The organism is Maribacter hydrothermalis (assembly GCF_001913155.1).
Taxonomy (GTDB): Bacteria; Bacteroidota; Bacteroidia; order Flavobacteriales; family Flavobacteriaceae; genus Maribacter; species Maribacter hydrothermalis.
On sequence record NZ_CP018760.1, the window covers coordinates 3,438,718 to 3,455,466 of the forward strand.

Consider the following 16,749-nt stretch of genomic DNA (forward strand, 5'->3'; position numbering starts at 1 on the left):
CATTTTATACGTGTCAACTTTCGCATTTAGATTTTTGAAACTTTCATATTCGATGAAATGCCTTTTTTTTTAACAATTTTAACAGAATTATTGAAATTCAACGAGATTTTTAATAAATAGTTATGATATTAAATAACTCATTGAATTTCAATTTTAACTTAAATAATCAAATTATTACCTAATTAAACTAAAGTGACCGTTAAATTGAATTGGTTCACCATCTAATTCATTTATAAAGTCAACTTTAAACCAGTAGTCAGATGAAGTCATTAGTTCATTATTATAAGTGCCATCCCAACCTGGACCTAAAGGATCCAGTCTCGATAGTAACTTTCCATGTCTGTCATATATATAAATTTCTATATTAGAAGTTATATTTAAGTTCTCTAAACCTAATGGTTTCCAGGTTTCATTAGCTCCATCTCCATTAGGACTAAAAAATGTTGGGTAATTGACAATAAGAAATGGTATACTACTTATGGTGGTTCCACACCCACTTATAGCTCTTACGTAGCCAGTATACAAACCACCATCTACATTTTCAAAAATATTGCTTTCTTGAAAAGGACCCTCCGCACTTGTAATGCTATATTCAAATTGCTCAAAAAGTAGTGGGTTGTCGTTAACTATTAAACGGACTCTATTACCGGAATCTAACATATAACCTTCGGCGGTAACCTCAACTTCTATTTGCGAAGGTTGCGGGACTTCATTCACTGTTATATTATAGGTGTTTATTCCTCCACATTCTGATGTTGCTCCTATATGATAAACTTGTAAAGAATAATTCCCTGGAACTTGAACCTCAAAAATTGCTTCTTCAATACCATCACCATTAGTATCATTATTTGGTGTCCAATCATAACGATAGTCAGTACCTAGGTCTTCTCCTAAAAATATAGACTCGGTATTTCCACTGCCTTCACATAAACTTAGACTGGTAGGAATATCAAGTATAGGTTCCTGTAAAACCGTTACATCAAAAAATGTTTCAGCTGTGCAGCTTGCATTTTCTTCTGCTTGCCCAAATATATAAATGGTTTGAGAGGATAATATTTGTTCTCCAGAATTTAAAATAGTGCCTGTGGCATTGGGACCCGTATAATAATTTTGGTTTTGTCCCAGATCTGGTAAAACATAGAACTCACATGCTTCAACATTTGCTTGTGGTGTTATGGTTGGTATTGCCGTTATAATAAGGGTTATTGCAACTCTATCACTTGTACATTGGGAAACTGTGTTATAGATTTCAGTGTAATAAACATAAGTTCCTTCGGTTGTTTCATTTGGTGTATATGTATCACCAATATTTAGAATATTTCCACCCACGGGAACATTATACCAGTTTATAATATTTCCTAAAGCGGTAGATGGGTCAACCGATAAACTGGCTGTTGGGGAACCTTCGCAATTATTTCCGTTTATTGGGTTTGTTGGTGCTGCTAATACAGAACAACTGCAATCTGGGGCCTCAATGGTTATAGTGCTATCACATCCATTATTACTTACTGTTATTATGATATCTGTATTTGATGGAATACCAACTATTCTATCATTACCAATCACTGTGCCTGCACTTGTAGTTAAAACACCGGTTAAAGGTTCTAATATAATTTCATAAGTCAATAAATCTGGTGCACAATTTTTTTCGTCTACTACCACTACAGGCGTTGTGTTTATAGCAACGTCAAAACTGCTTTCATCAGTACAATTGGGTGTTGTACCAGATTCTGCATAAATATAAATAGTTTGTGATGTTGTAATGACATCGCCACTGTTTAGCATATTACCAGTTGCGTTAGGCCCTGTATAGTAATTATTTCCTGGACTAAGTGGAAGTAATGTATATGAATCACAAGATGGCGGGGGATTTGCCATTGTATCTGCGATTGGGGTATTGTTGATTGTAAGCGTAACTGGTGTTCTTACACTTTCGCATGAGGTTACACTATCAAAAGTTTCAGCGTAATACGTATAAGTACCCACAGCTGTATCTAATGGTGAAAAAGTAGCGCCAGAAAATAAGAAGTTCCCACCACTTGCAGCGTCATACCAATTAATTGTATCACCTCCTGTAATCGGTAAATCAACTGATAAGTTGGAAGTCGGAGATCCTTGACAATTGCTTCCATTTAATGGGTTTATTGGAGCGTCTAATGTAGGGCAGTTACAATTTGGTGCAGTAATTATTAAATTAGTTACACATGCGTTATTTGTAGCTGTTACTGTGATGTCAGTGCCAGCCGGAATATCTGTTACCGTGTCATTACCAACAACGGTACCAGCAGTGGAAGTCAACGTACCAGTAAACACTTGGAAAACAACTTCATAAGTTGATAAATCTAATGAGCATGTATTAGAAATTGGTATTAAACTAGGGGTAATATCAATAGTTACGTCGAAACTGCTTTCATCTGTGCAGTTAGGCGTAGTGCCTGTCTCCGTATATACAAAAATTGTTTGTGATGTTGTTATAACATCCCCAGCGTTAAGTAAATTACCCGTGCCTCCTGAATTTGTGTAATAATTATTTCCTACAGATAAAGCTGGTAGGGTATACGTATCACAAACGGTTTGGTCGCCTATAATATCTGCGACAACCGTTGCATTTATTGTAAAAGTTACAGGAACTCTAGTAGCGCTCACACACCCTGATGCTATATTTTCTGCTTCTGCATAATAGGTATAGGTGTTAGGTAAGGTTTCCGTGGATGTAAATGTAGGTCCAGAAGATAAAGAAATTCCAGCGGTTGCCACATCATACCAATTAATAGTGTCTCCGGAGCCCATTGGGTCTAAATTCACACTAATGGGAGTGTTAGCAGCTCCTTCACAAATAGAAGCATTAGTTGGGTTAATAGGAGCTGTTGGAATAGTGTTAAACGTAATTGTAGCCGTCGTAGCTGGTGCCAACGTTAATACGCAAGAAGAAACACTGTCTTCAATACTAATTATTGACATGGTAACATCTGCTGTGGGGGCAGGTATTGTCACCGATTGATTACCTGTAGCGTCTAATGCAATTGACGTTGAAGGTGCACCATCTAAACTATACGTAATAATATCATTGGCATCGCCAGTTAAATTAAATACAGCATCTTCTCCATCACAAATTAATGCACTTAAAGGAACTGGAGTAACTATTGTTGGTCCTGTGGTTACTGTTAATGTAGCAGGTGCTTCTTCATAGCATAAGTAATCATCACCAAAAACCCGAACTCTATATTGGTTGTTATTCTGAGCTGCGGTAACTGCAGAAATTGTCATATTTGCTGTGGTGGTTCCCGAAAATGGAGCTACTTCTGTTAATAAATTAAAAGTAGCGCCGCCATCGGTACTTTCATACCATTCATAAACAATAATCCCGGTAAGTCTATTTGCAACGATAGAAAAAGTTACATCTCCACCTTCACAACTGGCTTCATTATTAAATGGGTTAGCTATCACTACAGGGTCTGTGGGCGTAATAACATTTACGGATACTGGTGTGCTATAGCCATTAGTTCCTGTTACAAGACCATTAGCGTCGATTATAGGTATACCGTTACCTACAAAATTATCATTATCATCATTGGTGTAACCAGCTTCAGTAGCGTCTGGGCAACCATCGCCATCCGAATCTGGATCCAAACAATCAGAAATTCCATCACCGTCTGTATCTCTATTTATTCTAATATGGTCATAATTACCTGCTAATTGATTATTGATTACATTTCCAGTATGCGTTATGCGAAGTAATAATTCTTGACCAATAGCAGGTGAGCCTGCTGGTACAGTTATATTAAATGTAAAATCGGTCCACGTTCCATTAGGGGTATCTTCTGGGTTCACGATTATTTGGCTAAGTGAAGTAAAAGAAGCAACCGGTCCATACCCAGCCTCAATTAAACTAACACCATCATTCCTATATCCATTTTCATAATCTAGACCATCACCAACAGCTATGGTTATAATGTACGATGATTCTTCCATTAAAATATCGGACCTTGTTTGTGTTAAAGAACCGTCACCGTCAATGAATGCAAATGTATCATTTTCATAAGCAGACGGAACAACAATACCAAAAGTAGGGTCGTCTGGTTGTAAGGTGCCATCGGTAAAATAATTTTGTGAATAGGGTTGACCCGTTCCTAAATCGATATACGAACCAGCATTGACCATATGTGGGCCAGCCCCGTTAGGGTTACTTGCCACCCAATAATCTATCATTCCAACACCATTAGGGCCAGGACCAGAAGTATAAGGTGCATTTAGAGTAGGAGGGAAGAAAAAGAAATTGTTTCTTAGAATTTCAAAATTTGCAAATTCTTCAGAAACTGGAGAAGATGTTTGGGTTAATTCACATCCTTCATTAATATCTAATATGCCGTCATTATCATTGTCTAAATCTAGCCCATCCCAAGCTGTTGCTCCATTCGGTTGAAAATAATAACGATCACCATCAGCTAAGCCATCACCATCTGTGTCGATTATATTGCAAGAATTTATAGAATTGTCAAAATAGGCAGCTCTGAGCCCTGTATAACCTGTAGCATTTCCAACATTATAACCAGTTACAAGACCATTTGTAGGGTTTATTCCTGAACCTTGTAATTGACTACTTCCATTATCTATATGACCTACTTCTGTAACGTCTGGGCAACCATCACCATCACTATCATAATCAATACAATCAGCATTGCCATCATTATCTCTATCCCTTAGTAAAGTAATATTGTCATAATCTCCACGACGTTGGTTAAGAATAGCATTTTGCTCATGCCTTATTCGAATTCTAATACCTTCACCTAAAGCAGGGTCGCCAGGGTTTATTTGTGTAGAAAATGAGAATCTGCTCCAAATACCATTTGGCGTTTGGTCGCTGGTTACGGTTAAACTATTAACTAGTACAAAGTTGTTGCCAGGATCTAAATAGCCAATTTCAACTATTGAAGTACCATCATTTCTATAATTATTATTGAAATTACCTATGCCATCACCAATGTCTAAACTTAAGATATATGCTCCTAACTCAAAAGAAGCAGAAGATTGTCTTTGACTAATTATACCATCACCATTTATAAAGCCATATTGGTTTCCTTCAGGGGCATAAAAATAATCATCTATGGAGTTGGGAATGGCTACATTTGCACCTTCACTACTTGTAGAGGTTATTTCCCAACCTTCATGAACTGTGTCACCTGGTGTTGAAGATTCAAAACTATAATTCAATACGGGGACTTCACAATCATAAATATCTAGAATACCATCATTATCATCATCAAGGTCATTTATATCTAGTACACCATCGAGATCAAAATCTATTATGTTACATGTTATTAAACCAGCGTCAAAAACAGCTTGGGTACTACCAGTGTAACCTTCTGTAGCATTATCTATTGACCCATCTCCTGATAATGAAAGTGTACCAGCTAGTAGTCCACCGCCGTCATCGGTATGACCGGCTTCGACTACATCAAAACAACCATCATTGTCAGAATCTAATTCCTTACAATTAGAAATACCATCATGATCTGAATCTATAGATAATCGTACAAAATCAACGCCTAACCCAACGGCACTACCCCCAATACCTGTATGGGAAATTCTTATTAGAATACCTTCGCCTTCAGCAGCATCGCCAGCATTTATTTGAAAGGGAATACTAAATTCGTTCCACCCTTCAACAGTTTCAGTAGGGCCATTAATATCTAAAAATGCACCTGGAATAGGTGTGTAGTTAGCATTGTTATCACCATATCCAAGTTCAAGACGTATATTTCCATCATTATAAAATCCTGCAGGTACGGTAGATCCAATTGGGAAAGGTAAGTCTGCTAGGGCAATTTCAAAAATGTAACTTGTTTCCCTATAAACTGCAAATGCATTGGATGTAGTTAATATAATAGTTTCAGCATATGCTTCAATATCAAGATAGTTTCCACCTTCTGCTCCAGGAAATGGACCATCATTTGCAGGTGAAATCGCCACAGAATTATTTACGATTCCATCTGAGGATTCAATAGTCCAGTTGGTTAAGCCATTTTCAAAACTAAAATTAGGTATAGTAACCTCACAATCATTACTATCTAAAATACCATCGTTATCATCGTCTACATCACATGCATCACCTATACCATCACCATCTGTATCTAAATTTAAAGGGTCAACAGTATTTATACATAAATCTGTAATATCGTCAACACCATCATAATCAGTATCTTGCCCATAAGTGGTAATGGTGAATAGAAGTAGTAAGAATGCTATATATTTTGTTCTCTTTAGCATAGTAGGTTTTTAAATATTATTGATTTTCACTCAAAAAAAAAATAATAGGTGTAAAAATAAGAAGCAATTTTTTTAAAAGTTTTTAATATCGCCAAACGACAAATTTAATAGATAAGATAATTCGTACTTGCTTTATTTTTAATTGATTATCAACAAAAAGGCCAAGAATGCTATATTCTTGGCCTTTTTGATTTTGAATTATTCAATAATTATCTTTTACCTATTTGATAATATGTAAAACCTTTATCGCTAAGGTTTAAGGAAGAATATTGGTTTCTGCCGTCAAAAATAACAGGATTTTTTAGCTGAATTTTTAATTCTTCAAAATCTGGAGATCTAAATTCTTTCCATTCTGTAAGTAATAATAAGGCGTCAGTGTTTTTTAAAACTTCGTATTTAGAATCAAAATAGGTAACATCTATTAAATCTTTTAAATAAAAGGTTTTTGCTTCGTGCATGGCCTTAGGGTCGTACGCTTGAATTTTAGCGCCTCTTTTTACCAGTTCTTTTATGATATATATAGCTGGCGCTTCACGCATGTCATCTGTTTCAGGTTTAAATGCTAGACCCCAAATGGCGAATGTTTTGTTCGAAAGGTCTTCTCCAAAATGTTGTATCACTTTATTGGCTATGACAAATTTTTGGTCATTATTAACTTTTTCAACTGCATCTATTAATCTTGGGGTATAACCATGTTGTTGGGCTGTACGCTTTAACGCTTTTACATCCTTAGGAAAACACGACCCACCGTAACCGCTGCCAGGATATATAAAACTATATCCAATTCTACTGTCAGAACCAATACCAACTCTAACTTTATTGACATCTGCCCCAACCAATTCGCAAATATTAGCTATTTCGTTCATAAATGAAATTTTAGTAGCTAACATAGCATTGGCAACATACTTAGTCATTTCAGCAGATCGCACATCCATTGAAATCATTCTATTTTGTGTTCTAAAAAAAGGAGCATATAAAGATTTCATTTGTTCTTCCGCTTCTTGAGATTCTACCCCAATAACCACACGATCCGGTTTCATGAAATCGTTAATGGCATCGCCCTCTTTTAAAAATTCAGGATTTGAAACAATTTCAAAAGGGATATCTACTTTTCTTAAGTCTAAACGTTCTTTAATTTTAGCTTTGACCTTGTCAGCGGTTCCTACTGGTACTGTAGATTTGTCAACGATAACTAATTTTTGCTGCATATGATCACCAATGTCAGATGCTACTTGCAATACGTACTGTAAATCGGCAGCGCCATCTTCACCCATTGGTGTGCCAACAGCTATAAAGGCTATATTTGTTTTTTTAAGACTACTTGCTAAATCGGTGCTAAAATGTAGTGTTTTGTTGTCTACATTTCTTTTTACCATTTGTTCTAAACCAGGTTCGTATATAGGAATGATACCTTTTTTGAGATTTCCAATTTTGTCGGTGTCAATATCCACGCAAGTTACGGTGTTACCCATTTCAGCAAAACATGTTCCACTTACTAAGCCTACATAACCAGTTCCAATAACAGTTAAATACATTTAAGTTTATTTATATAGCAAAGTTGTAAAAATAAAACGAATCATTCTTTTATAGTAAAGAATGATTCGTTTTATTTAATTATTAACTTTTTAGGTGTATTAAAGCCTTGCTGTATAGCCAGATAGAAGTTTACCCTTTACGTCATAAACTAACGTGTTTTCGTGTTTATATATAGCAAGGTCCTCTTTTAAAAATTCATCGTGAGATACTGCTAATACAATTATATCGTATGTGCCTTTTGGTTTTTGCTGTGTGGTAACAAGCCCATATTCATGTAAAACTTCCTCAGGATTTGCCCATGGGTCATAAATAGTAGTTTTAACACGGTATTCATTTAAGTTATTTACTAGATCAACGACTTTAGTGTTTCTAACGTCTGGACAATCTTCTTTAAACGTTATTCCTAATATTAAAACTTTAGAATCTTTAACGGTTAAATCATGTTTAAGCATTAATTTAATAATTTGTAGGCTTAAATATTCGCCCATACCATCATTAATTCTTCTACTAGCTAAAATTAAGTCGGGATTATAACCATGTTCTTGAGCTTTTTGAGCCAAATAATACGGGTCAACACCTATACAGTGACCTCCAACTAAACCAGGTTTAAATGGTAGGAAATTCCATTTTGTGCCTGCCGCTTCTAATACATCATTAGTGTCTATGCCTAAAAGCGCAAAGATTTTAGCTAACTCGTTAACAAATGCAATATTTATATCTCTTTGTGTATTCTCAATAACTTTTGATGCTTCTGCAACCTTAATAGTTGGAGCCAAATGTGTACCAGCAGTAATAACTGATTTGTATAAATCATCAACTTTTACACCAATTTCTTCTGTTGATCCCGAGGTTACTTTGAGTATTTTCTCTACTGTATGTTTTTTATCTCCTGGATTAATACGTTCTGGAGAATAACCTGCAAAAAAGTCTTTATTGAATTTTAGGCCAGAACTTTTTTCAAGTTCTGGGATGCATATTTCTTCTGTTGCACCTGGGTATACTGTAGATTCATAAATTACTATGTCATTTTTTTTAAGGACTTTCCCAACTGCTTCACTTGCCTTGATTAAAGGAGTAAAAATAGGTCTCTTAGTGTCATCTACAGGTGTCGGAACCGTAATTATATAATAGTTACAGTCCGCAAGATCTTCTAGAGTAGTGGTACAGGTTAAACCTTTGTCTTTTGAACCAAGACTAGAAACCAATACTTTTTCGAGGTCCATGTTGGTAAGTTCTAGTGTATTGTCTTTTCCGGAGTTTATTTCATCTACCCTTTTTTGATTAATGTCAAATCCTACAACTTTATATTTAGTCGCAAAAAGTGCCGCTAAAGGCAAACCAACATATCCTAAACCAATTATTCCTATTTTCATTATTAATATTTAATATTTAAATTCTTGTTTTATAATCATGATAAATAATGCTTTATTCTATCACTTTTGAATTCTAAATCTTATTTTATAAGATACATAACTAACAAAAAGCTTTTTTATTTGTTGAACACGTTAATTTATTTATGTTTTAAATACCAATCAACAAATTTTTTAATACCAAAATCTAGAGTAGTATTTGGTTTGTAATCATAATTTTTTTCTAAATCTTTAATTTCAGCCCATGTTCTATAAACATCACCATCTTGCATAGGGAGCATATTAATTTTTGCCTTCTTTTTTAGATGTATCTCTATGGTGTTTATAAATTCCATAAGCTTAACTGGACTTCCATTTCCAATATTGTAAATGGAATAATTTTTATTATTAGAATTTGAAATAAAACCTTTATTTACAATTCGATCTATACCATTAACAATGTCATCAACATAGGTAAAATCACGTTCTAATTTCCCATTATTATAAACAGGTATTTTTTCTTCTAATAAAATTGCTTTAACAAATTTATAATAGGCCATATCTGGTCTACCCCAAGGGCCGTAAACCGTAAAGAATCGTAAGCCGGTTGTTTTTAAATTATAAAGATGGCTGTAGGTATGTGCTAATAATTCGTTACTTTTTTTAGTAGCGGCATATAGGCTAATTGGCTCATTGACTGGATCTAAGGTGGAAAATGGAATTTTATCACTATTGCCATAAACGCTAGAACTACTTGCGTAAATAAAATGTTTAATTGAATGTTCTTTACAATTCTTTAAAATATTGTAAAAACCATTAATATTAGAATCTATATAGGCATCAGGATTAGAGATACTGTATCTAACTCCCGCTTGAGCTGCAAGGTGAACAACAATGTCAAATTTTTCTAATTTAAATAATGACGCTATAAATTCTACATTGCATATGTCTTCTCTATAAAAATAAATATTGTCCTTTCCCTTTATTTTTTTTGGCTCATAATACCTAGAGTCAATTTCAATACCAAGTTCTTTTAGTCTTAATAGTTTTAAATTAACATCGTAATAATCGTTTAAATTATCAAGACCAATTAGTTCATGATTTTGTTTTGATAAAATCTTGATGAGATGAAATCCAATGAATCCTGCTGCGCCAGTAATTAATATTTTCAATATTTTTTTTGTTAAAAATACGTGTTATTTTATTTGCACGAAAACGTGGGCTTATTCGATTTTTACAACTTTTTTAATCGTAGAATCATCAATGGATGTGCTTGCCAATTCCATAAGATAAACACCGTTGCTAAGAATTGATAAGTCAATCTCCAGCAACTCAGTATGATTAGAATCTATCATCTTTTGAAATACTAATTTACCATAAATGTCATAAAAACCAATATTTAAGCCTTCATTCATAAACTTAGAAAGGTCAATTTTTAAGGTTTCATTTCGTACAGGATTAGGGTATATAATAATATCTTTTAGTTCTGAAGGGATGTTTAGTGGCTCATTTTCGTTTACTAAAATAGTAATACTTTCTGTGTCGGCTAATCCGTTTGCATCTGTAACTGTAAGGGTAACTACATGGTTTAAAACATTATCAAAGGTATGTGTTGGGTTTGAAAGATCGGAAGTTGTTCCATCTGCAAAATCCCATAAATAGCTTACTATACCATTGTCATCTGTTGAATTACTTCCCGTAAAGTCTACCGTTAAAGGTGAATTACCCGAAATTGGATTGGCAGAAATTATTGCCACTGGAGCTTCATTTGGTAAATCATTGACTGAAATTGTAATACTTGTCATATTAGATTCACCATTTGCATCCGTAACTGTCAGCGTAACATTATAATCTAAAATGTTGTTAAAGGTATGTGTAGGATTTGCAAGGTCGGAAGTTGTTCCATCTGCAAAATCCCATAAATAGATTACTATACCATTGTCATCTGTTGAATTACTTCCCGTAAAGTCTACCGTTAAAGGTGAATTACCCGAAATTGGATTGGCAGAAATTATTGCCACTGGAGCTTCATTTGGTAAATCATTGACTGAAATTGTAATACTTATCATATTAGATTCACCATTTGCATCCGTAACTGTCAGCGTAACATTATAATCTAGAATGTTGTTAAAGGTATGTGTAGGATTTGCAATATCGGAAGTTGTTCCATCTGCAAAATCCCATAAATAGCTTACTATACCATTGTCATCTGTAGAATTACTTCCCGTAAAGTTTACTGTTAAAGGGGAATTTCCTGAAATTGGATTCGCAGAAATTGCTGCTACTGGAGCTTCATTAGGTAAATCGTTTACAGTGATTAAAGCAGTTTGGGTATTAGTTAAACCGTTTGCATCCGTAACTGTCAGTGTAACATTATACTCTAAAATGTCGTTAAAGGTATGCGTTGGATTTGCAAGTTCGGAGGTTGTTCCATCTGCAAAATCCCATAAATAGCTTACTACGCCATTGTCATCAGTTGAATTACTGCCGGTGAAGTTTACGGTTAAAGGAGCATTTCCTGAAGTTGGATTTGCAGCGATAACAGCGACTGGCGCTTCATTGGTAAAACCGTTTACAGAAATGGTTATGTTTTCTGTATCTGTAATTCCGTTTGTATCCGTGACAGTTAAAGTAACAACGTAATCGCCTACAGTAATAAAAGTGTGATTAGGGTCAGCATCTGTAGAAGTTGTTCCATCGGCGAAATCCCATAAAAAGGACACTATACCAATATCATCGGTAGAGTTGCTGCCTGTGAATTCTACGAAAAGTGGAATACTACCTGAAACAGGAGTTGCCATAATAGTGGCCACAGGGGGTTGGTTTGTTAATGAATTTACCGTAATAGAAATACTTTCCGTGTCTGTAACATTATTCGTATCGGTTACCGTTAAGGTAACATTATAAACACCTGGTGTAGTAAAGGTATGAGCAGGGTCGGCCAAGTTGGAAGTTGAACCATCCGCAAAGTCCCAGCTATACGATAATACGTCGTCATCAGTAGAATTACTGCCTGTAAATGCTACATTTAAAGGTGTTGTTCCTGAAGTTGGATTAGCTGATAGTACCGCAACCGGTAGTTGATTTGGTACATCGTTTACCGTAATGGTAATGCTTTCCGTGTCTGTTACATTATTTGTATCGGTTACCGTTAAGGTTACATTATAAACACCTGATGCAGTAAAGGTATGAGCAGGGTCGGCCAAGTTTGAAGTTGAACCATCCGCAAAGTCCCAGCTATACGTTAATACGTCGTCATCAGTAGAATTACTGCCTGTGAATGCTACATTTAAAGGTGTTGTTCCTGAAGTTGGATTAGCAGATAGTACCGCAACCGGTAGTTGATTTGGTACATCGTTTACCGTAATGGTAATGCTTTCCGTGTCTGTTACATTATTTGTATCGGTTACCGTTAAGGTTACATTATAAACACCTGATGCAGTAAAGGTATGAGCAGGGTCGGCCAAGTTTGAAGTTGAACCATCCGCAAAGTCCCAGCTATACGTTAATACGCCATCGTCAGTAGAGTTACTACCTGTAAATGCCACATTTAAAGGTACTGTTCCTGAAGTTGGGTTTGCAGATACTATTGCAACCGGTAGTTGATTTGGTACATCGTTTACCGTAATGGTAATGCTTTCCGTGTCTGTTACATTATTTGTATCGGTTACCGTTAGGGTAACATTATAGACCCCTGAAGTAGTAAAGGTATGAGTTGGGTCGGCCAAGTTTGAAGTTGAACCATCCGCAAAGTCCCAGCTATACGTTAATACGCCATCATCAGTAGAGTTACTACCTGTAAATGCCACATTTAATGGTACTGTTCCAGAAGTTGGGTTTGCAGTTACTATTGCAACTGGTGATTGATTTCCAGAATCTAATACCGTAATTTCAATGGTTTTCTCGTCTCGCAAACCACCTGTATCATATACTGATAGTTTTGCCAAATAGGTACCTGGATCAGTATAGGTATGCGAAGGATTCTTTAAAGATGAAGTTGTGCCATCTCCAAATTTCCAAACATATTGGCTAATTCCAACATCATCTGTGGAAGCATCCGCGTTAAAATTGACCAGTAAAGGTCCATTTCCATTTAAAGTACTGGCACTAAATTCGGCGGTAGGTGGGTAGTTGCCATTAGTGGCTGTTAGGTTAATAATTTTTAAATTATCAAAGTACGCCCTTCCTGGACTTGTTGACCCATAGTTACTGTACATCCAAACATCTAAGGTCTGTGTGTTTGCAGGCACAAAGAATGTTCCACTACGTGTTAACCAATTGGATGGGAAACTTGCGGAAACTAATGGGCCACTAATCGTTGGGTCATTGTTTCTATATATTTCTATTGCTGCGGAATTGGTACCCTTTCCATCAATCTCAACATATATTTCATCACCGACTTCAATCCCATAATCAGCAATTTTTATTGAAGAGGAGAAATGAGCAAATCGTTCACGGTTAGGCTGTACTGCATCAATGGAATCGTTTCGTACTTCCAATGCACATTCAGAGAAATTTGTTTCCGTTTTTGTTCCAATGGCCTCATCTAAAAGTCCGTTTAAAGAACCAGATGTAATAAATATTGTTGGATCTTCATTTGGAAGATAATCGGGACATTCATTACCTGTATTATTGTTCACTAATGAAAAATAGATAGTTGTTGGACATCCGCTTGGTGTGGTAAAAACAAATTGTCCTTCATTGGAACTATCTACAAAGCCATTGTTTCTATCTGGGTTGTTCCAGTTGGATAAATTAAAAGCTGGGGAAACATAGGTGTCTAATTTATACGCATTGTCGACAGTGAATTTGTCTGAATTGCTTACATTGCTATAGGTTGGCCCATCATATTGAGAAGTTGTTAAGAAATACTCACCAGTATATCCTTTTGGTCTTATAAATACTTCAGCTCCTAAAGGTGCTACTATAGTATTACTTTCTATCCATTGGCCACTTAAACCTATTCTATATTCGGCAGTTAAATAATTTCCAGCACAATTGGTAATATCTGGATTATTCGTATTTAATCCTTCTTGATATAGTCCTTGAATTTCTGCTGGGCTAAGTACTTTATTATAAACCTTTAAAAGATCCATTTTACCACTGATTTCATCAGTTATTCCACTTTCATTACCGTAAGACACGGCAGGAAGGGTTCTACTGCCATCTTCGTAAAATCCAGAAGCTGTAAAACGACTTAATTCAGTTGCATCGTTTAAAAATGTAATATCGCCGCTCATTGCTCTGCTACATACTTCTACACCATTGGCGTATAATTTAGCAACTGAGCCATCATAAGTAGCCGCAAGGTGTACCCAGGTATCTAACGGTGCATAACCTGCATAACAATCCAAAGGACTGTCCGCTCTAAAAGCCCATTTATATAACGTATTATGAAAACCAAAAAACATATTCGGATAGGCTTGGCTCAAAATGCCCACATTCGCTATTTTACCATTTAATTCGGTTATACCGCTACTACTATTTCTATAGACCCATGCAGAAACAGTAATGGAACCTGCGGTTGAAGCTAATTCGGTACTATAATCTATTTCCAACAATGAATTACTATTGAATTCCAAACCATCGAATTCTAGGGCATTGCCAACGATTCCATCAGACCAAGTATATTGGTTAGCTGTTGCTGGGCTACCATTGTCATTTCTTTGAACAATAGTTCCATCGTTTCCATACTGCGAGCTGTCTGTCGCATTTATTCCACTAGTTTCATCAAACTGCATATCCAAAACCAAATTGGAATTATTCGATAAAGGAATTTCCGAACCAATTTTAATTGTATGTGCTATTGAAGGTACACCGTTAGCATCTAAGGCAAATAACATATAATACCCAGGTGGTAATAATTCTCTTTCTGGAATTGCTACATTGTAACTACTTCCACTTGACGTAAAACTTACAGGTATTCTACGTTGTTCGTTATTAGTAGAATGTGTAGCTGCAGAGAAACGTATTAAACTAAATTCCTGAATTCCAGGAGTTGCGGTTAAAGTTATGTTTGATTCGTAATCTGTACTTTCTGGGCCACCAAAGATTTCTGGTCTTGTAGCGAGTGTGTTATTAGAATTAAAAAGGTATGGAGGACTATAAATTTCTGCATCCATATGATTTACACAACCTGGAGAGCTATCACAAAGGCCACCACCGCCAACAAATACTCGTCCATCAACCATTAAAATTGCAACACTATGATAAGTTCTAGGTGTGGCCATTTGTGCTACTGTTCGCCATTTGTTTCCAGTAGCATTTGGATTGAATATTTCAGCCCCAAGTACTGCTCCTACGTCCGTAAATACGGCCGCATCAGTAAGACCTCCAGTAACCAATACTTCTCCGTTGGGTAAAACCGTACTATTGTGCATGGTTCTTTGGTTACTCATATTTCCTGTAAATGTAACTGTAGGTGTAGGTGTATTGCCGGTGCCATTGATATCTATTACGAAAGAATTGTTTCTCGCCGGCAATTCAGGCATATAATCATCTCCATAAGTTGGTGCCCCTCCTGTTTTTAGAATCTTTCCAATATCGAACATTACAGTATTTCCTTTCATGGAGTAGGCATCGGTTACCCCCGCGGATAAATCTTGTCGTATGCCTGCTTCAACTATTGCTCCACCTGGAGCATCTACATCGATCCAATGCATCATTTCACTTGGTCCTGCATGAAAAAGTTTTCCATTGGGTGCAGGCCATAACCACAAGTGATTGTCTACTCTGTATTGCCCTTGGATATCTGAATTTAAATCGTTTGCAGTGTAAATATCTTCTCCTTGAATATTAGGTAATCGTAACCAACCCGTTAGCGATGAATAAATTTCAGCATCTCTGTTCCCATAGTTTCCGCCGCTCCATGAGCCTCCTAAAGTAAATACAGAACCATCGGTTAAGGTAACATTACCTTGATAGCCCCTAGGTATGTTCATTTGGTCGGCAACCATCCATTTATTTGTTTTCCAGTCATATATACTGGTTCTTTCACTACTGGTACCGCCTGCTGACAGAATTCTACCATCAGCAAGATTATTAATGCCTGGACAGAACATATCATGATCTGTACTGCTTGTAAATGAACCTAAAGCTTCTCCTAGACCACCATTTCCGGCAGGGTCAAAAAGTTCAGTAAATGTAGTGCCATCACCCTCAACTATAAAAGTTCCTCTAAACTGGGATGACCAAGTAATTAAATTACCATCTGGTAGGTTAGCTACCGCCACAGGAACTATGCCAAATGGTATAGGTGCACCCCATTCTCCTTGAGTACTTTCGTTTTGAGAAAAAAGTATTATAGGGAAAATTAATAGTAGAATATATATCTGTTTAATTCTTTTTATCATGATGTACTAACTCAAATTATAAAATGTCTCGTTCTGCAGTACAAAAATAATCAAAGACTTTTCAAGACATGTTTTTAAAACGTTTAATAACCGTATATTATCGATGAAAGACGTGTAAGAAAAATAGTAACATGTGTATAATATAAGATAGAAAATATAGTTTTAATGTAAACTATATATTTTAATAATATTTAATGATTGTTTTTTGAGTGTTTTGTAACTTTTTGTAAGAACCAATCGAAAGA

Annotated in this window: 5 protein-coding genes; all 5 read right to left on the reverse strand. The window is 35.8% G+C overall.

All coding sequences use genetic code 11. The features are described from left to right. Positions 1-174: 174 nt before the first annotated feature. A complete protein-coding gene (locus BTR34_RS14845; RefSeq protein WP_068482438.1) occupies positions 175-6,267 on the reverse strand; it encodes an Ig-like domain-containing protein in 6,093 nt (2,030 codons plus the stop codon). Between the two features lie 209 nt (positions 6,268-6,476). Further along, entirely contained in the window at positions 6,477-7,802 is a 1,326-nt protein-coding gene (locus BTR34_RS14850; protein WP_068482435.1) for a UDP-glucose dehydrogenase family protein, read from the reverse strand. Between the two features lie 99 nt (positions 7,803-7,901). After that, the gene (locus BTR34_RS14855; RefSeq protein ID WP_068482433.1) at positions 7,902-9,176 is read right to left on the reverse strand and encodes a nucleotide sugar dehydrogenase; all 1,275 of its coding nucleotides are present in this window, start codon (positions 9,174-9,176) and stop codon (positions 7,902-7,904) included. A 137-nt stretch (positions 9,177-9,313) separates the two neighbouring features. Then, positions 9,314-10,324: an NAD-dependent epimerase/dehydratase family protein gene (locus tag BTR34_RS14860; RefSeq protein WP_068482428.1), complete on the reverse strand. Its 1,011-nt coding sequence runs from the start codon at positions 10,322-10,324 to the stop codon at positions 9,314-9,316. Positions 10,325-10,375: 51 nt separating this feature from the next. Continuing rightward, on the reverse strand, positions 10,376-16,504 hold the full coding sequence (locus BTR34_RS14865) for a PKD domain-containing protein (protein WP_074472147.1): 6,129 nt from the start codon (positions 16,502-16,504) through the stop codon (positions 10,376-10,378). Positions 16,505-16,749: the final 245 nt, after the last annotated feature.